This window comes from Psychrobacter sp. JB193 (assembly GCF_002285555.1).
GTDB classification, from domain to species: domain Bacteria; phylum Pseudomonadota; class Gammaproteobacteria; order Pseudomonadales; family Moraxellaceae; genus Psychrobacter; species Psychrobacter alimentarius.
This window is the reverse complement of record NZ_NRGY01000001.1, coordinates 1,462,268-1,481,346: the sequence shown is the minus strand read 5'-3', so window position 1 is coordinate 1,481,346 and position 19,079 is coordinate 1,462,268. Positions and strand designations below refer to the sequence as shown.

Sequence of the window (19,079 nt, the reverse complement as noted above, 5' to 3'; positions counted from 1 at the left end):
AATAATAGAGACTGGGCTTCAGGATAGTATGGAGAGCGAGTCGATAATTGTACTTGTCTATCACAGAGCTTGACCTCTATAATGGCTGATTTTTTTGGCAAATGACCAAAAGCCGTCACTAACTGACGCCATGAGTGATAGATTTATTGCTCAATGCGTTCTAACATAGAGTAAGCCATTTGATAGGCTCCTATTCTTCAGTAACTACCAGGTAATTATGACTGACCATGCTTTTTATATACTCAGTACTTCTACGGCAGCAGCATTGCTAGCGTATATAGTACTGTGGTCAGGGCTACAGACATTCAATGCCAATCCCACCAAGCGTTTTTTGCGTATTTGGGTCAAGTTGATATTGTATTATGCTGCTTATACCATGCCTGTTTGGATAGTGCTGTTGGTTTTGGGGTGGTTACAAAAGACGCTACCGATGATGCAAGACGCCGTATCATTCTTAGTGTTGGCAATACTGGTCATGGGGTTGTATTTTTATACAGTGATTGTACAGCCCAATCGTTTGCGCGTAGAGCATCATGCGGTTGATTTGAGTTTGTCCTCACCGCTGACCGTCGCTGTACTGGCGGATTTGCGTATTGGTTTATATAGTGGCAAGCCGCGCCACATTCGTAAATTGGTTGCTACCATTAATGCGTTATCAGCAGATGCGGTCATGATTACAGGCGACTGGTTGTATTACCCGAGCGCTGATTTGGTTGGACAGCTCATGCTATTCAAAGGTGTGAATAAGCCCATCTATACTGTGATGAGCGTCTCAGATCTGCGTTATCAGTCGATTAATACTACAAAGCAAGGTCAGCCTTTATTAGAAGATACGTTGGCCAGCGCTTTTGACATACTGGATATCAGTTATATTGGTCAGCAGTGTACGTCATTGCCCCTGACCTGCGCGGCAACTGCAAAGGGCCATTCAGTGCCCAGCGTGTCAAGTTACTCCCGAAATAGCCAAAAGTTAACTAAGAAAAAAAGCACAAAAAATAATCCTGTGGTCGCATTGCTGTGCGGCTGGCAAGATATTCCTCAACCAACGACTGAGGTTGAAACTCCCAGTAAAGCAGCCAAAGCGGCGCTTGCTGACAAGATTACTCATGCCTCTCAGCCTGTTATTATTTTAGCATCACGATTTGATAGTATTAGTCATTTGCCAAGATCGGTGCAACCACGCCCTTTATTGATCACGGGTGCGGCAAAAACAACTCAAAAAAATATATGGTTGGCGCAAAAACAAAAAGATATCCAGCGCAATAAAGAACGCTCCGCCTTGCTAAGAAACAACCGTATGAGTAAACAGCACGGTTTATATCAATATGGTAGCGCACAGATATTTGTGAGTAGCGGTGTCGGCACGCGAGGCTTGCCTTTTCGCTTATATCGTCCTACTATCGATGTGTTGACCATTCGCTAATTAAGCCGAAACAATATGAGGTTTAGGCCATCGCTATCATGCTTTAAAAGAAAAATAAGAGGCGATTTGGTATTCATTAATGCTATTGACGGATAATTGATTGATAGCGGTTAAATCAAAATATGCTACACTAGCAGGCGATTTTATTATTATGGGTTTCTTATTTAAAAGGCATATTTGGTGATTGGCAACAATACCGCCAATACTGGTGTTAGCGTTTAAAATATCTGCTATCAATGCCATAAATAACAGCCAAATACTCAGCAAGAAGTTATCAAGCAAGAAATTGGCCATGGTCTTTATAAGTGCACACATTCATGGGTGCTACCATAACAATGGACACTTGCAAACGACCTATCATGTGACAGCTTTGACAAAAGCTAGGATAATACAGTAAGGCACGGTTATGAGCACAGCATACGACGAGATCAAAACCCGACTACAAGGCTCAATGGTAGCCTTGGTAACGCCCATGCACCCTGACGGCACGGTTGATTATAAACGTCTGGCAGACCTCATAGATTGGCAGATTGAGCAAGGCACTCATTGTCTTGTTGCTGTCGGTACCACTGGTGAGTCGGCAACCCTATCTATGCAAGAGCACAGCGATGTCATTCGTTATTTTGTGCAGCATGTCAAAGGTCGCGTACCAGTTATCGCTGGAACAGGTGCTAACAATACGATGGAAGCAATTAAACTGACTCAGGATGCAGCAGATGCTGGTGCAGACTGTGCCTTGTTGGTCGCGCCTTACTATAATAAGCCCCCTCAAGAAGGCATATATCAGCATTATCAAGCGATTGCCAAGGCGGTCAACATACCTCAGATGCTTTATAATGTCCCTGGACGCACGGTCGTGGATATTGCTCAAGAAACGGTTGAACGTTTGGCTGATATCGAAAATATCGTTGCGATTAAAGACGCTACTGGTTCTGCACTACGCGGTGAGCAACTCATCAAAGCGGTTGGTGATAGAATGGTTGTGCTATCAGGCGATGACGGTACAGCGCTTGAATTGATGAAATTTGGCGGTAAAGGCAATATTTCAGTCACTGCCAACGTCGCGCCAAAAGCCATGAGTGATACTTTTGCCGCAGGCTTACGCGGTGATTTTGATGCGGCCAATAAAGCCCATGATGTCGTTAAGCACTTACACCGTGATTTATTTATTGAGTCGAGCCCCATTCCAGCGAAATACGCCCTGCATAAAATGGGCATGATAGATACAGGTATTCGCTTGCCATTAGTATGGTTGGCAGAACAACATCATGCGACCATTGATAACGCCTTAGTCAAAGCGAACTTATTGTAAAATTGAGCAGATAATTGCGAAGCATATGAGTGATAACATAAGCATTGCATGACTATCTAAGATCTTGTGAACACAATAAGCCAATTGCTCAAATGAGCAATCATTGCTAACTCAGAGAGATAACATGATGACAGTATCATCAAAGACTGCAAAAATATTCCCTGCGATGTTGACCCTAATTTTAGGTAGCACCATCGTATTAAGCGGCTGCCAAAGTGTGAAAAACGTGCTTGGTAAGCGTGACAATGGCAGTTTAGAATATCAGCAAAGCAAAAAGCTTGCGCCAATAGCGCTACCAGCTGACAAAGAAACGGCCCCATTTGTACCACTGTACCCAACGCCAAATGCAGGGGCAAATACGCTGACACTACAGAATGAATCAGGTAGTCAGTATCAACTGCCAAAACCTCAGCGCACGGTGAGCACACCCGCAAACTAATTCTATCTCCTTCTCTATACCGCTGGCTTTTATTGCAATTAATCTAATGAGATTAATGTAGTAATATAAGACTCAGCGGTAGCTGCGCGTTTTTACCACATAAGCTTGAACGAACAGGACTCCTCTCATGCAAAAGCAACAACTGCTGTATAAAGGCAAAGCCAAATCTGTCTATGAAACAGAAGACAATGATCTTTTGATTCTACATTTCCGTGATGACACCTCAGCGCTTGATGGCAAGCGTATCGAACAATTGGCACGCAAAGGTGTCGTCAACAATCGCTTTAACGCTTTTATCATGCAAAAATTGGCGGATGCTGGCATTGAAACGCATTTTGAAAAGCAGTTGTCTGATGATGAAGTATTGGTCAAGCGTTTGGATATGATTCCAGTTGAGTGCGTGGTTCGCAACTTTGCTGCAGGTAGTTTGGTTCGTCGTTTGGGCTTAGAAGAAGGCCAAGCATTGACGCCGCCTACTTATGAGTTGTTTTATAAAGACGATGCCCTTGGTGATCCGATGGTCAATGAATCATTGTCTGTATCGCTGGAATGGGCAACTGAAGAACAGCTGGCTAGAATGAAAGAGCTGACATATCAAGTCAACGATGTACTAAAAGCGTTGTTTGAAGCAGGCGATTTGATACTGGTTGATTTTAAATTAGAATTTGGCGTGTTCCATGACCGCATCGTATTAGGAGATGAGTTCTCTCCAGATGGTTGCCGCATTTGGGACAAGACAACTAAGAAGAAACTGGATAAGGATCGTTTCCGTCAGTCACTAGGCGATGTGATCGAAGCCTATGAAGAAGTGGCTAACCGTATTGGTGTGCCACTGAGCTAAAGGTTCGATAATTAACGTCAAAAAAACTGAGCCATGTGCTCAGTTTTTTTATGGTATTAGATTAATTTGGATTTCCTAATGAGGACTTGAATTTTTGGTTGTAGGCCAATAGTATCGACGTCTTAACTTACTAAAATAGTCATAGTCTATTTACAATTGGCGCACTATACAGATATTAAGCATTCGGCTATATCTGCTTATATATATCAAGATGAAACATTAATATTGAGCATACTTGAACTATCAAGAGCCATACGCTAAAAGAATTATTATTGAGGTGTATCCGATATTTAAAATTGACCACTCTACTCTGATAGACAAAGATATGAACCAGCCAAACTACTAAATGTTAAAAAGATATTATCATATTAGAGTATACCCTAAATTCTTATTTATGAGTTGACATTAGAGATGATTAGAAAATACAGAAAAGATGACATCGAAATATTATTGGATATTTGGTTAAGAGCGTCTATCGAAGCACATGATTTTATTGCGCCTGATTTTTGGAGGTCGCAAGTAAATAATATGCGGAATATCTACATACCAGCTTCAGAAAATTATGTTTACGAAAGAGAGTCCAAAGTACTAGGTTTTTATTCTTTACATGAAAATACTTTGGCTGCTATTTTTGTATCTCCTGAGAATCAGAGAGCAGGTATCGGTAAGCAATTAATGAACCATGCAAAAAAGCAAAGGGAAAATATTGTTCTTTCTGTTTATAAAGAAAATGAGCCAAGTTTTAACTTTTATCTATCGCAAGGTTTTACTGTTGTCAGCGAACAAATTGATGAGCATACAGGACGTCAGGAATACACCATGAGCACAAGTATATAACTTCCAATTTCACAAGTAAGAAAAGGCTTCGCTAATGTCTACTGCTTCATCAACCGTTTTAGAGCCAGCTTGGTTTACGCGTCCAACCTGTGTGGTGGCCGCTGATTTGGTAGGTAAGGTCCTATGTCGAAAACTGACCGACAGCGACGGATCAGAAAAAGTTTTGCGAATGCGCATTTCTGAGACCGAAGCCTATATTGGTTTAGAAGATCCTGCCTGTCATTCCCATGCAGGAACGCGGACGGAACGCACTGAGATCATGTATGCACAAGGCGGCGTATTTTATGTCTATCTAACCTATGGCATCCATCACTTACTCAATATGATCACAGCGGCTGCCGAGTCGCCTGAATCGGTTTTGATTCGAGCAGGATTTTTGACAGAAGATAGTGATCGTCTGATTGATGAGCAATATCAAAGCGCAGACAAGCAACTGACTCATCCCAAACAGTTTGCTGGTCCGGGCAAACTCACAAAACGTTTGCAGATTGACCGTGACTTATATGGAAAATCAATTGAGCCTACATCCAATGTTTGGATAGAAGATGATGGCTGTGCACCGACCATATCATTGCGCCCTCGTATTGGGATCGATTATGCTGGTGATGCCAAAGACTGGCTACTACGCTATGTATGGACGGATCACCCGTCTTTATCCAAAAAATAGGTATCTGTGCAAATGTACATAGCCACTTTTATCTTAACGCCATTTTATGAGGTAGAGACATGTATAAGCTGACAGTATTCGTTCCTAATGATGCCTTAGATACAGTAAAGTCGGCTTTGTTTGCCGCGGGCGCAGGGACGATCGGTGATTATGAACAGTGCTGCTGGCAAGTGCAGGGCACAGGACAATTCATGCCATTGACTGGTAGTACACCGCATATTGGTACACACAATTGTCTTGAAACCGTTGATGAGTGGCGAGTGGAGATGGTGGTTGAGGAAAACGCCATTGAAGCGACTATTGCTGCATTAAAACATACCCACCCTTATGAAACGCCCGCCTATGATGTGATTAAGGTATTGGAACTTTAAAGGCATTGATATTATTTAAAGCATAAAAAAGGTCAAATAAACCAACATTGGGTTTATTTGACCTAAGGCATCCATAGCGTAGGGATGTCAAAAGCGTAAACGCGTTTTAAGACCAACGATGCTTGTTGCGCTTATCATGATGCTTGTCTTTATGTTTGCCATTGTTCTTGTACTTATTTTTATTAGGATGCTTTTTATCATATTTATTGTGCTCCCCATTATTTGACCAACCAGTTCTATTTGAGCTAATCAGTCTAAGGCTAGGGTAGGCGTACTGACGTTCATAGTTCTGATTGTCTTTTCTAACGTGGGCCGTTAGGGCACGATCACCGCGGTAGTTATCAGATCTGATGTCCATGACTTGATAACCTTGACGGCGCAAGTTTTCGCGTAGCTGTTGCTTAGCACGATTGTAATTGGCATTGTCGTTATTACTATTATCACGATAAACAGGGCGATTGTCATAGCCATAACCTGGACCTGCAACGGTACAGCCGACAGTAGTACCTAATAATGCAGCGACCAGACTCGTAGATACCACTGTCTTAAATGAAAAAAGGTTTGAGAAGTTCATAATCCAATGTCCTATGATAGGGTTAAAATAGCTGGCTAATAGTGAGGTTATTAGTGGCCAAAAAGGTATTGCATGTTATGAATGGTAAAAAATCACATTTCAAAATACTTATATTAGGTAGCTTTTGAAGGTAATTAAAATATAAAAGACAATTTCTATATTTAGAAATCTTTTCTTACATTATCTATCATAAGTGACAAAGCTTGATATTACGTGTCCTGTGCGTTAATAAGTTGTAATTATTGTTTAATAATAAGAGTGTTGTAAGCATATGCTTACACGCAATGACGCTTACGCGACTTAACAGCAGGTTAGGATTCAAGCATTATGTTCATACGGCATTAGGAAGTGTGACTCAAGGATTGAGTGAACCGCATTAAGGATAATGAGTCATTTATTAGAATCAGGATGATGATGATAAATGAAGTAAGGACACATAAGTTTTGCCAGTGACAGCAGTAGTATGCTGTTAAGTGTAGTAAAAAGGGCAGGATGCCCAGTATCACAATATACTGAATATCATGCAAGGATGCATAGGAAGCAGTGGTGATAGGTAACATGGATGGTTAACAATAAAACCGCATAACAAGAGTGTTATGCGGTTTTATCGTATCTGGATTTTGCTTATTTATTTATCATCTTAATAACATATGCCAAATACACAATCGTTTGATTCTTTATGAATTGTGCAAACTAAAAAAACCGTATGAATCCTCATACGGTTTTTTATTGTCTGGTATTTTTAATCTATCTATTACTCGTTCTATTTATTGCTCGTAATACAATTTAACTTTTACAAAGCAATAACTAAATAAAATTAGTATTTATTTTCAGTGCGCCAAGCATCAACTTCACGTTCAGCGTCTTCTTTATTGTGACCGTAACGTTCTTGGACTTTACCTACTAACTTGTCACGACTGCCTTCAACATGTAGTAGATCGTCATCAGTAAGATCAGCCCATTTTTGTTTTACTGAGCCTTTCATCTGGTTCCAGTCACCTTTTAGAGTATGTTCGTTCATTATTATATTCCTTCTATTATTATAAAAGTGGTTGTAAAGACAATTGTTCCATCTGTCTTTTATTCATTACCTTTTTACTCAGCAAGCTCATATATAAGCCAACTGGTGATATCTAATATAGGCATTCCTAATCGACTTGTCTGTATAGTCAATGTTTAGAGTGTTTCTCCATTATAGTGATTTACACTTCTGTGTTATAAGCCGCTTATTTGTGTAATAACTGACGCGCTTTCTCAGTAATCTACGTAAAAACCGTAAGCAAATTTAGCAAAGATAATCACGGTTATAGCGTCGCTCAACGCCTTTGTCCTAAATCTATGTACGGGCGTTAAACACTTAATGATAGACTTGTTAGAGAAATGGCTATAGGCTTATAGTTGAAATTATTTTTATATTTAATAATCATCATATTTAATAAATACTTTATAAAGCTCGTATAAATGGACAATGGATACATTTGACCCAATGAATTTGATAGACATAGCGACTGAAATGCCTAAAGAATCAAAGCGTGAGCGAGCCAAAGCCAAAACACGGCATGCTCTGCTAAAAAGTGCGTTGCAACTCTATAGTGCAGAAGGCGCTTGTGGCATGAGTATGAACAAGATTGCAAAAAATGCCGGTATTGCACAGCCCAGCTTTTATAATCATTTCGATAGCTTGGAGTCGCTACAAAACGAGTTGAGTGAGCAGCTCAAACATCACTATCTCTCACCCATGCGTACGGCTTGGATAACTATGCTCAAGGACTATACAACGTTGACAAGCGAGCAGTTTTATCAGCGTTGCCAGTATTGTTTGACCATGATTTTTGATGCAGCTTTTCAGAATATCGAGCTGTTTCAGCGCTTAATCGAAGATGGTTTGCGTGCGACAACGCAGGCAGAACATCAAGAGATATGCCAAAAGGGCGGTGTCACTGATCGTTTATCAGGTAAAGGTTTGGGTCGCTTGATTGGTGAAATAAAAGAGTCATGGGCAGAGATATTTGCCCAAGGATTGACGTCAGCGCAGTGTTCTTTTGAAGCCTCTCAAGTCAATCTCTGCGTTGATGTGGCTGTGGCGCAAGTCCATGAGTTGATAATAGGCTGCCATCAAGAGCGATACTCAAGGTCGCAGGCCATTGCTATCTTGTGCAAAAATTTTGATGTGTTGTTTAGTAGTTTTTTTCACGAAAGCTGTCACTAATCAATATAAAAAGTACTGTGGTGAGCAACCTCGTAAAAAAGTGATGGTTATCACACTATTATGAAATGGAATTTATGTAGCAAGGATGATCGTAAACATATAATAAGGAGCGTAACCATGAGTAGCAAAGCTGTGCAGGACAACGAACAAACACATTTTCGGACCTGTAATTTGTGTGAAGCGATGTGCGGTATCGTCATCAAACACGATGGTGAAAAAGTACTATCGATTAAGGGTGATAAGGATGACCCGTTGTCACAAGGGTATATTTGCCCAAAAGCGACTGCCTTGCAGGATTTACATGAAGACCCTGATCGTTTGCGCCAGCCTGTCGAGAGAACGAAAGATGGCTGGAAAGAAATTAGCTGGCCTGATGCCTTGGACAAAGTAGCAGTAGGCATCAAATTCGTACAGCAAAAACATGGCAAAAACGCCCTTGGGATCTACCTTGGCAATCCAAACGTGCATAACTTGGGCGGGATGCTAACGATTAAGCATCTACTGGGTAGCATCAAGACGCGCAGTCGTTTTTCTGCCACTTCCATCGACCAGTTACCCCATCACATCGTGAGTATGCATTTATTCGGTCATATGCTGCGTATTCCTGTTCCTGACATCAATCGTACCCAATATATGCTCATCATAGGTGGTAATCCGCTAGCGTCTAACGGCAGTATTATGACCGCACCAAACATGCGCCAAAAACTAAAAGACATCAAAGCTCGCGATGGTAAAGTGGTGGTGATTGACCCAAGACGAACCGAAACCGCAGAGATTGCAAGCGAGCACCATTTCATACGCCCAGCGACCGATGTGTTATTGCTCCTAGCAATGCTGAACGAAATCTACGCGCAAGGCTATGCCGATAAAGCACGGCTTAACAATAATAAAGCGGCGTCTTTAGCTCCAGAGATTGAGCGAATCGCAGACTTTGCCAAAGACTATAGTGCAGAGTCAGTGGCCAGTATTACTGGTATTGCCGCAGCTGATATCAAACGTATGGTGACAGAGTTTTGTGAAGCACCGAGCGCTGTCTGTTATGGGCGCATGGGCGTCTCAGTGCAAGCGTTTGGCTTGTTGAGTCAATATCTGATTATGGTGATGAACATCGTGACTGGGCGCTTAGATGAAATCGGTGGCTTGATGTTCCCCAACCCTGCGGTCGATGTGGTCAATAACTCAGGTCCTGGCTATTTGGGTAAGCGTCACAGCCGCGTGAATAATTTGCCCGATTTCAATGGCGACTATCCAGTGGTTACCATGGCGGAGGAGATGCTGGTAGACGGCGAGGGACAACTAAAAGGATTTATGACGGTTGCAGGCAATCCTGTCTTAAGCACACCCAATGGTGAAAAATTGGATAAAGCGCTGGCAAGCCTAGATTTTATGGTGTCGTTGGATTATTTTATTAATGAAACCAGTCGTCACGCTCATATTATCTTGCCGCCCGTCTCGCCATTAGAGCGCGACCATTACGACGTGACCTTTAACAACTTTGCGGTACACAATGTCGCCAAATATTCAAAAGCCTTATTTCGTAAACATAGAAAAGCCAAACACGATTGGCAGATTTATTTGGCGCTGGCAAAGCGTCTGGATAAAAAAGTATCGATGGCTACTAAGGTTGAACGCCTGCTCATCACTCTTTTTGGACCCAAATTCATACTTGATCAAGGCCTAAGACGCGGCCCCTATAAAGGTTTGAATTTAAAAAAATTGAAAAAAAATCTGCACGGCGTTGACTTGGGGCCCCTCAAACCAATGCTGCCACAAGCGTTAAAGCACAAAGATCAGAAAATTAATCTAAATGTAGATTTTTATCAAGCAGATTTGGATCGTGTACAAGCGATGATTCAAGAGTATGATGACACAAAAATCTTACTCATAGGTCGTCGTCATGTGCGCAGCAACAATTCTTGGTTGCATAACAGCCAGCGCTTGGTAAAGGGTAAGTCGCGCTGTACGCTCATGCTGCATCCAGAAACAGCAGAGCAGCACGGTATTAAAGACGGTCAAGATGTGAGAGTGACCTCTCGAGTAGGCAGCGTGGTCATTACAGCAGAAGTGACCAATGATCTGATGCCGGGTGTTGTCAGTATTCCGCATGGTTTTGGTCATGGACGTAAAGGCGTTAAGCAAAAAATTGCGCAAGCCCATGCTGGTGTCAGTGTGAACGATCTGACAGATGATACATTGATTGATACATTAAGTGGTAATGCAGCGGTGAATGGCGTGCCAGTGCAATTAGAGGCAGTCGCGCCTGAAACGTCTAATCTGGACACTACTGACTCAGCAACCACTGCATCTGACAGCGAATCCAGCAGTGCAGCCTAGGCTAGACAGACTTAGCTTGTATAAAAAAGCGCTCATATGTAGTTTATCCACTATAAAATAAAGATAGCGAGACTGATACAAATTTTGCGCCGCCTCTGTCCGTAAAGGTACAGCAAGTAAGAAAACTTTATATCAGTATTGCATGATAATGGAGGTTCTTTTTTTATTTAGGACTGACTATCGTTACATAAAGCGCCTTTTTTATGCGGTTATGCCCACAAAGTCAAAATCGACAGCGGGCACCTCGCCTTGCATCAATAAGCTCAGCGCCTTTGCTGACCCGCAGGCATGTGTCCAACCAAGCGTTCCATGACCAGTATTGAGCCACAAATTATCGTAGGTCGCATCCACATTATGACTGCCGTGACGAACTTGACCCACATGGGCGCGTCCAATTAAAGGCACATTAGAGGGCGTCATAGGTCGCAGTCCTGTCCAATACTGGACAGAGTTTGCAATGATGCCTTTTGGAAATAATTGCTGTACGCGCTTGGTAATGGCTTCGCAGCGAACAGTATTTAAGTCTAAATTATAGCCATTAAACTCCGCCGTCCCTGCGACTCGTAGTTTGTTACCAAGACGTGAAGTCACCAGCTTAAATTCGTCATCAATAAGGCTGATAAAAGGAGCATGGTGCGGCGCACGAGGATTGACTTGATAAGTGGCTGAATAGCCTTTTGCCGGAAAAATAGGCAGATGAATACCAAGCGTCTTCATCAATGGCACACTATAACTGCCAAGCGCCAATACGTGGCTGTCAGCACTAAAGGTTTGGGCGTTTTCGCCTTTGGGTCTGATGGTAATGCTGTGGATATGCGGTCGACTGGTTTGCGTGTCGGTATTAATAGCTAGAATCTCGGTGTCATATAAAAAACGGACGCCCGCTTCTATACAGCGCTGAGCAAGCCGCTGGGTAAAGAGGTGCGCATTGCCAGATTCATCGCGACTGGTATACGTCGCTCCTGTGAGTTTGTGAGCAATGTGATAAAGCGCTGGCTCCAGACTCACGGCGTTATTGATATCAATGACGTAGCGCTCACAGCCAAGTGCTTGCATGCGTTCTGTAGGTTTGAGAGCGGCATCAAACTCAGCCTGACTGGTATAAAAATGCATGATACCGCGAGTCTGCTGCTCGTAATCAATGCCAATATCAGCCCGCAATTGTTGCAAGGCATCCCGTGAATACAGCCCCAGACGTACCATTTGTACCAAATTGGCATCGGCTTTGTTAGCGCGGCATTCTTGCAAAAACTGCATGGCCCATTTGAGCTGCGCTTTATCCGCACGGAGCCGATAAAGCAACGGCGCGTCCTCTTTAAACAGCCACTTAAGCGCTTTCATCGGCGTGGCTGGATTGGCCCAAGGCGTGGCATGCGAGACCGATATCTGACCACCATTGGCAAAAGACGTTTGCATGCCTGCCGCTGATTCGCGCTCAATCACAGTCACGTCATAACCAGCTTGACGTAGATACCATGCGGTGGTCACGCCCACCACACCTGCTCCGAGTACCACAATATGTGTCATAGGACGCTCTGCTGCGTTTTAGTAAAATAGGTAAGAAATGTGCGCATTGTCTGGTGCTATTTTGCGCGAGCAACATCTGCTTGTAGGGCAGGCGGTAAATCCAATACCGTCAACTCACTCTCAGCAAGATGTTCTGGGCGAGCCACCACGAGCGCTTCAAAACCCTCAGCCGTCGTTAGGGTATTGACCACTTGGATTTTGTCCAGCTTATCCCCTGCTGTTGGCGCGGTACCTGCGCCTTTTACACTGGAGCCTTTTACATAGTGTAAAAACGCTTTTGGGGCAGATTTAAAATAGATACGAGCAATGACTTCTTGACCCAAATAGCAGCCTTTGTCGTAGTCCATGCCGCCACGCTGATGCAGTCGCAGCTCTTGTGGTTGGAACTCACCTTGAGTGGCGGCAACGATCCAATAGTTGCCCGTAGCAAGACTACATTGCATCCATGCTTGCGTGTCTTTAGACGTATTATGATCTTCTTTGTGACTAAAAGTGGGCTCATCTGCCAGCACACAGGGATAAATAGCAATCGGTTCGCTGGTATCAAATTTAGAAAATGCCCCGAACTTTTTCAAGTGCGATTGTAGAGATGCGGCACAATCGGCACTAATGACCACATCATATTGTTTTTCTGCCTGTTTTTTAATCCAAATACCAAATTCAATCCGACCTTTTAAATTACCAATAGCGGCGGCTTGGTAGCTCAGTCCAAGTTTGGTGACATCACAGGTAAGCTGACCTTGTAAGAATTTTTCCGCGTCTTCGCCTTGAATGGTGAGTTGGGCAAACTGCGGTAGTATTGGTGTGTCTGAAACTTGAGTCATTATTATTATCCTTCTAATAAAAGTGTATTCAGTAAAGATATGAGCAGCAAAATTGAATGAGAAAAAAGCGTAAAAATAAATCTAGATGTAGCTACAAAGAGTACCACAAAACCGACAGTCATAAAAAATGTCATCGCTTGGCTATAGCTTGGGGCCGATACCCAATTTTCAAAGGTACAAATTGGTTAAAGGTGACGAGTTACGGTACAATGTGAGCTCCAGAATACCCCTAATTTACGATGGCTGCCGAGGAAATAATGAGCTTACCTAATTGTCCAAAATGTGATGCTGAATATACGTACGAAGATGGTGCGTTACTGGTATGTCCGATGTGCGCTCACGAGTGGACGGCGGCTGAGACGGATGCGGCGCAAGCTGAAGACCAAAATGCCGTCATCCGCGATGCGGTAGGTAATGAGTTACAGGATGGCGACGCGGTCACCGTGATTAAAGATTTAAAAGTTAAAGGTTCCTCAATCGTCATCAAAGTGGGCACTAAAGCAAAAAGCATTCGTCTGTTGCCAGACGCGACCGATGGTCACGATATTGACTGCAAACTTGATGGTTATGGCCCTATGAAGCTCAAATCCTCTGTGGTTAAAAAAGCGTAATAAAAGAAAGCTGCGACTGATTTAAAAGAGTGGCTCAGCGACAACCAGTCAGTACCAATGGTATTGAATCCAAAGATTTTATCACCAGTAAATAGGCACGTATCGATACAAAATAACAAAACCCACAAGTAGAGAATTCTTATGAGTACCAAAAACGAACAGCTATTTGCACAAGCCCGTAAACATATCCCAGGTGGCGTCAATTCACCCGTCCGCGCTTTTGCAGGGGTCGGTGGTACGCCAATCTTTATGCACCGTGCCAATGGCAGCAAAATCTATGACACCGAAGACAATGCTTATATTGATTATGTGGGTTCTTGGGGCCCAATGATTTTGGGTCATGCGCATCCAAAAGTCATTGATGCGGTCAAAAAAGCCGCTGACGATGGTTTGAGCTTTGGGACACCAACGCCTTTTGAAACGACGGTTGCAGACAAGATCTGCGAAATCGTTCCAAGTGTTGAGATGATTCGTATGACCAGCTCAGGGACAGAAGCGACCATGAGTGCGATTCGTTTGGCGCGCGGCTACACTCAGCGCGACAAAATCGTCAAGTTTGAAGGCTGCTACCACGGGCACTCAGACAGTCTGCTGGTAAAAGCAGGCTCAGGCATGCTCGATATCGGTGAGCCAACGTCTAAAGGCGTGCCAGTGGATTTTGCGAAGCATACCATTACGATTCCTTATAATGATCCACAAGCGATCAAAGACTGTTTTGAGAAATGGGGCGACGAGATTGCTTGCGTTATCTTGGAGCCGATCGCTGGCAACATGAACATGGTCATTCCGGCGCAAGAATTCCATGATACCTTGCGTGCAGAATGTACCGCCAATGGCGCTGTGCTTATCTTTGATGAGGTCATGACAGGTTTCCGTGTTGGACTGGGCGGTGCACAAGCACATTTTGGTATCACCCCTGATTTGACATGTTTTGGCAAAATCATCGGCGCAGGTCTACCAGTCGGTGCGTTTGGTGGTAAAGAAGAGATTATGTCTTGTATCGCGCCACTTGGCGGCGTGTATCAAGCTGGTACATTATCAGGTAATCCGCTAGCAATGCGTGCTGGTATTGCGATGTTTGAAGACTTAACGGCAGAGGGTTTTTACGAAGACTTAGCTGCTAAAGTCGATCATCTGGTTGATGGCTTCCAAGCGGCAGCTGACAAGCATGGTATCAACCTACGTACTAATAAGCTTGGCGGTATGTTTGGTATGTTCTTTGTCAAAGACAGCACAACTGAAACGCCAAAAAACTTTGATGACGTGACAGAATGCGATATGGATGTGTTCAATACTTTCTTCCATGGTATGCTCGATCGCGGTATTTATCTCGCGCCGTCTGCTTATGAAGCGGGCTTTATGTCAATCAAGCACAGCAATGAAGATATTGATGCGTCAATTACGGCTGCTGATGAAATCTTTGCAGACATGGCAAAGCGTTAATTTGAATGCTTAACGCTGTTTTTTAAAAATACGTGGTTTTAAACCATTGCCAGCACAAGTAAATTCATTACTGTGCTGGTTTTTTTCTGGCTCTGTCGTATTTGCGATCTTTTAAACTTAGATTACCGCGTAGCACATCACTATACATGCGAAAATCGCTGGCAAAGCTTTTGAGCGGAAATTTAAAAGAGGCGGGTTTGTTTTTTTCGAAGAAAAAATGCCCAACCCATGCACAGGCGTAGCCGGCAGCAATACCTTTTAGTAAGGGGGTTGGAGAGCGGTCTTTGACAGATTTTGCTAGACCCAATAGACCAAAGCTGCTGCCAGCAAAATGCAAACGGCGACATGCCATGTTTTGATGTTCATTCAAATAAAAATCGTAAAAATTTTGTTTTATTGAAGGATCGGCTTTTATGAGGTCTGTTTTGGTAGTCTTGTTGGTATAATCGCCATCCTGAGTGGTTGCGGTTTCGGTTGAGAGCGCTGTGTCATTGAGGTTCATGGTTTAGCATCCTTGCTAGTCATTTATTATATCACGTATGATGTACCCATTTATGCACCAATCAAAACACGTTTGAGTAGACATCATTGCGGCTTTTATTTTTACTCTATATGTATAACTACTCAGTAAGTAACTGTTATCTATTATAATATTCTTAAATTTTAATGTAGCAAACCAACCTAGTGAATACAAGTAACAGATGCGCCGCATGCGTCCATTATTTCATGAATAGTGTGTTTGTCTTTATGTGCCAATGTTGTGTCTCTTGCCAGTTTTTGGCATAAATGCTTTAATGGTGGCAATTACATCGGTTCGCATAAATGTCATGTTTTCTGCCCGTGTAGTTTTCTATCTGTTCTTTGTCTCACTTTTAATCCCTATTTTTCCTATTTATCTGACATGGTAACGATTTCTCCTATGCCTATTGACTATCTTAAAAATCCACCTCTCACTGACGATGAGATGATGGCAGCTATCGATATCGGTTCCAACAGTTTTCATTTGGCCATTGCTCGTCTTGATCATGGTGAGGTGAGAAAAGTAGTTTCTATGTCTGAAAAGGTTCAGCTGGCGGCTGGACTGGACGAAAATAATATCTTAAGTGCGGCCGCTGAAAAGCGTGGTCTTGAATGCTTAAGCCGTTTTGTGGCACGCTTGGATTCGGTACCACCCGAACGTCTTCGTGTGGTAGCAACAAACGCGTTGCGACAAGCCAAAAACTCCAACGATTTTATCGCTCATGCCAATAAAATTTTACCAAAGCCCATCGAGATTATTGCAGGACGGGAAGAGGCGCGATTGATTTATTTGGGTGTCTCTCACACCAATGCCAGTAGCGACAAGCGCTTGGTCATTGATATCGGCGGCGGTTCAACAGAATTTATCATCGGTCAAGGCTTCGATCCGCTATTGACCGAAAGCTTGCAAATGGGTTGTGTGGCTTTCACGCAAAAGTATTTTGCTGATGGTCAAATTACCAAAGAAGCTTTTACCAAAGCCATGTCAGGTGCGCGTAAAGAAGTGCTCGCTATTAATGGTCGTTACCAAAAAATGGGCTGGACCAGTGTGGTTGGCTCGAGTGGTACGATTAAAGCGGTGCGCAATGTCTTGGTATCAAAAGGCTGGGCTGATGAGCAAGAGTGCATCACCTATAAAGGCGTTAAAAATCTCGAAAAATTACTGCTCAAAACAGGTCATGTCGATAATATTGATCTAGAAGGTGTCAAGGAACACCGTAAAGCCATATTTCCTGCAGGCGTCGCAGTACTGCGCGCTGTGATGCAAGTATTGGGTATTGACACCATCAGCTATTCAGACGGGGCGCTACGTGAAGGCGTCATGTATGACATGCTTGGACGCTTTGCGAGTGAAGATGTGCGTGACCGTAGTGTACTCGCCCTCATTAAGCGCTATTCAGGCGATAAAAAGCAAGCCAAACAAGTGGTAAAAACCAGCCGGGCTTTGTTCGAGCAAGTGAAGAAAAGATTGCTGCTGAGTAGTGATGATGGTGATTTGCTCAGACGGGCGGCTTTTTTGCATGAAATTGGCCTTGCGATCAGTCACAGTAGCTATCATAAACACAGTGCTTATTTGCTCGAGTATTCTGATATCCCAGGGTTTTCGCAAGTTGACCAAAAGCGTATGGCACAACTGATGCTCAATCATCGTCGTAAGCTCAAAGCAGATATGCTGGAGCAAACTCTTAACATCGGTGGCGATCAGCTCGTTTATTTGTGTCTACTGTTGCGTCTTGCGGTGCTGGCGCATCACAGCCGTAGCGATCAGGAGTTACCAGAGTTGCAGTTAGAAATCATTGAAGATAATTGCTGGCAAATCACGGTGGCTAATGATAGTGAACATTATGCTTTTTTGCTGCCTGATCTTTATACTGAAGTCGATCAATTTGCAAAGTGGGGCGTGAAGCTAAGCATTGTTGCTGCTTAAAACGGTGAGTGGTTACTATTGTAATGATGGCATTAAAGATTAACGTAACAAAAGCTGCTTTGTCAGTAATGCCATGCCAAATAAGATGTGCTACTATAGCTTCTATTGAGTTTACAACTGTACTTTCATTATCTAAAAATAGATAACGATATCATTATTATGTATAACGATTAAAGGGAAGCGTCTATGAGCACTGTCTGGGATAGTGTGCAGCTTGCACGACATGCCAAGCGTCCATTATTTATGGACTATGTTAATCAGCTATTTACCGAATTTGATGAGTTGCATGGCGACCGTGCTTATGCCGATGACAAAGCCATTCTAGGCGGACTTGCGCGCTTCGACGGTAAACCTGTGATGGTCATTGGTCAACATCGTGGTCGTAGCACTCGTGAGCGTATTGCTCATAACTTTGGTATGGCAAACCCTGAAGGTTACCGCAAAGTGATTCGTTTGGTCAAAATGGCTGAGCGCTTTAATATTCCAGTGATGACTTTCGTAGACACCCAAGGTGCCTATCCGGGTATTGGCGCTGAAGAACGTGGACAAGCACAAGCTATTGCCGAAAGTATTGCTGTTTTTTCTAGCCTAAAAGTCCCTATTATTGTGACTATTATTGGTGAAGGTGGTTCTGGTGGTGCATTGGCGATTGGGGTGGGTGACAAAGTAAACATGCTGCAAAACAGTATCTATTCGGTCATCTCTCCTGAAGGCTGTGCTTCTATCCTGTGGAAAACGGCTGAAAAAGCACAAGATGCCAGTGAAGCGTTGAAACTGAATGCGATTAATCTGCATCAGATGGGTTTGATTGATGCCGTTATCGAAGAAGGGGAAGGCGCTCATATCCAGCCGCAGCCTGTGATGAATGCTTTGAAAGCGCTGATTGCTGAGCAATTGGACGAGATTAAAGATTTAGATGCACAAAAGCGTTGTGAGTTACGCTATGAGAAGCTGAAGTCTTTTAACTCAAATGTGATGTTGCCTTGCTAGTTTAAGCTTGAGCTTTTTATGTGAGAGCGCCAAGCTTAGTGCTAAAATAAAAACGTGTCATTTAATGGCGCGTTTTTTTATGCCTATGAACTAATCTATGAACGGATAGAACAGAACGGTTAAGCAACATTAACCATAGGCTTTTTAGGATCAAACCTTATAAGATTACAAACGCTTATGAAAATTCATGCCATGCGTATAATGTCGATTTTAAAGTACATTGACTGTAGC

The 19,079-nt window shown here is 43.1% G+C and carries 19 protein-coding genes; 13 read left to right on the top strand and 6 right to left on the bottom strand.

The features are described from left to right. The first annotated feature begins 217 nt into the window (after nt 1-217). Nucleotides 218-1,423 carry a hypothetical protein gene (locus tag CIK80_RS06435; RefSeq protein WP_095569290.1) on the top strand — a complete coding sequence of 402 codons (1,206 nt, stop codon included), beginning with the start codon at nt 218-220 and terminating at the stop codon, nt 1,421-1,423. Between the two features lie 36 nt (nt 1,424-1,459). Here CIK80_RS06435 and CIK80_RS06430 read toward each other — a convergent pair whose 3' ends face one another. Further along, entirely contained in the window at nt 1,460-1,666 is a 207-nt protein-coding gene (locus CIK80_RS06430) for a hypothetical protein (protein WP_143516785.1), read from the bottom strand. A gap of 163 nt (nt 1,667-1,829) precedes the next feature. Here CIK80_RS06430 and dapA point away from each other — a divergent pair, with 163 nt between their 5' ends. The 6 genes from dapA (at nt 1,830) to CIK80_RS06400 (ending at nt 5,890) form a co-directional block, all read left to right on the top strand. After that, nucleotides 1,830-2,735 carry a 4-hydroxy-tetrahydrodipicolinate synthase gene (gene dapA, locus CIK80_RS06425; protein WP_062843606.1) on the top strand — a complete coding sequence of 302 codons (906 nt, stop codon included), beginning with the start codon at nt 1,830-1,832 and terminating at the stop codon, nt 2,733-2,735. 127 nt (nt 2,736-2,862) lie between these two features. Further along, entirely contained in the window at nt 2,863-3,174 is a 312-nt protein-coding gene (locus CIK80_RS06420; protein WP_257011713.1) for a hypothetical protein, read from the top strand. Between the two features lie 127 nt (nt 3,175-3,301). Continuing rightward, nucleotides 3,302-4,015: a phosphoribosylaminoimidazolesuccinocarboxamide synthase gene (purC, locus tag CIK80_RS06415; RefSeq protein ID WP_062843608.1), complete on the top strand. Its 714-nt coding sequence runs from the start codon at nt 3,302-3,304 to the stop codon at nt 4,013-4,015. Nucleotides 4,016-4,426: 411 nt separating this feature from the next. Then, entirely contained in the window at nt 4,427-4,852 is a 426-nt protein-coding gene (locus CIK80_RS06410; RefSeq protein ID WP_062843609.1) for an N-acetyltransferase, read from the top strand. Nucleotides 4,853-4,886: 34 nt separating this feature from the next. Further along, complete coding sequence (locus CIK80_RS06405) at nt 4,887-5,519, top strand: DNA-3-methyladenine glycosylase (RefSeq protein WP_095569287.1); 633 nt, start codon at nt 4,887-4,889, stop codon at nt 5,517-5,519. Between the two features lie 59 nt (nt 5,520-5,578). Continuing rightward, nucleotides 5,579-5,890: an NGG1p interacting factor NIF3 gene (locus CIK80_RS06400; RefSeq protein ID WP_095569286.1), complete on the top strand. Its 312-nt coding sequence runs from the start codon at nt 5,579-5,581 to the stop codon at nt 5,888-5,890. 106 nt (nt 5,891-5,996) lie between these two features. On the opposite strand, the gene CIK80_RS06395 is transcribed toward CIK80_RS06400, so the two are convergent. Together CIK80_RS06395 and CIK80_RS06390 are read right to left on the bottom strand one after the other, a co-directional pair. After that, a complete protein-coding gene (locus tag CIK80_RS06395) occupies nt 5,997-6,464 on the bottom strand; it encodes a hypothetical protein (protein WP_095569285.1) in 468 nt (155 codons plus the stop codon). Nucleotides 6,465-7,281: 817 nt separating this feature from the next. Beyond that, nucleotides 7,282-7,485 (bottom strand): CsbD family protein, encoded by a 204-nt coding sequence (locus CIK80_RS06390; protein WP_062843613.1) that lies wholly within the window; start codon nt 7,483-7,485, stop codon nt 7,282-7,284. Between the two features lie 492 nt (nt 7,486-7,977). Here CIK80_RS06390 and CIK80_RS06385 point away from each other — a divergent pair, with 492 nt between their 5' ends. Together CIK80_RS06385 and CIK80_RS06380 are read left to right on the top strand one after the other, a co-directional pair. Beyond that, complete coding sequence (locus CIK80_RS06385; RefSeq protein ID WP_179288330.1) at nt 7,978-8,673, top strand: TetR/AcrR family transcriptional regulator; 696 nt, start codon at nt 7,978-7,980, stop codon at nt 8,671-8,673. 117 nt (nt 8,674-8,790) lie between these two features. After that, a complete protein-coding gene (locus tag CIK80_RS06380; protein WP_095569283.1) occupies nt 8,791-11,007 on the top strand; it encodes a molybdopterin oxidoreductase family protein in 2,217 nt (738 codons plus the stop codon). A 201-nt stretch (nt 11,008-11,208) separates the two neighbouring features. Here the strand turns inward: CIK80_RS06380 and CIK80_RS06375 are convergent, their stop codons facing one another. Next, nucleotides 11,209-12,534 carry a D-amino acid dehydrogenase gene (locus CIK80_RS06375; protein ID WP_095569282.1) on the bottom strand — a complete coding sequence of 442 codons (1,326 nt, stop codon included), beginning with the start codon at nt 12,532-12,534 and terminating at the stop codon, nt 11,209-11,211. A 56-nt stretch (nt 12,535-12,590) separates the two neighbouring features. Further along, complete coding sequence (locus CIK80_RS06370) at nt 12,591-13,358, bottom strand: folate-binding Fe/S cluster repair protein (protein WP_095569281.1); 768 nt, start codon at nt 13,356-13,358, stop codon at nt 12,591-12,593. Between the two features lie 257 nt (nt 13,359-13,615). Between CIK80_RS06370 and CIK80_RS06365 the strand changes: the two genes are divergently transcribed. Both CIK80_RS06365 and hemL read left to right on the top strand, forming a co-directional pair. Then, a complete protein-coding gene (locus CIK80_RS06365; RefSeq protein ID WP_095569280.1) occupies nt 13,616-13,969 on the top strand; it encodes a zinc ribbon domain-containing protein YjdM in 354 nt (117 codons plus the stop codon). A 141-nt stretch (nt 13,970-14,110) separates the two neighbouring features. Further along, entirely contained in the window at nt 14,111-15,412 is a 1,302-nt protein-coding gene (gene hemL, locus CIK80_RS06360; protein ID WP_095569279.1) for a glutamate-1-semialdehyde 2,1-aminomutase, read from the top strand. Nucleotides 15,413-15,479: 67 nt separating this feature from the next. Here hemL and CIK80_RS06355 read toward each other — a convergent pair whose 3' ends face one another. Then, a complete protein-coding gene (locus tag CIK80_RS06355) occupies nt 15,480-15,914 on the bottom strand; it encodes a DUF962 domain-containing protein (RefSeq protein ID WP_095569278.1) in 435 nt (144 codons plus the stop codon). A gap of 417 nt (nt 15,915-16,331) precedes the next feature. Between CIK80_RS06355 and ppx the strand changes: the two genes are divergently transcribed. Next, on the top strand, nt 16,332-17,858 hold the full coding sequence (ppx, locus tag CIK80_RS06350; protein WP_062843619.1) for an exopolyphosphatase: 1,527 nt from the start codon (nt 16,332-16,334) through the stop codon (nt 17,856-17,858). A gap of 186 nt (nt 17,859-18,044) precedes the next feature. Further along, complete coding sequence (locus CIK80_RS06345) at nt 18,045-18,848, top strand: acetyl-CoA carboxylase carboxyltransferase subunit alpha (protein WP_095569277.1); 804 nt, start codon at nt 18,045-18,047, stop codon at nt 18,846-18,848. Nucleotides 18,849-19,079: the final 231 nt, after the last annotated feature.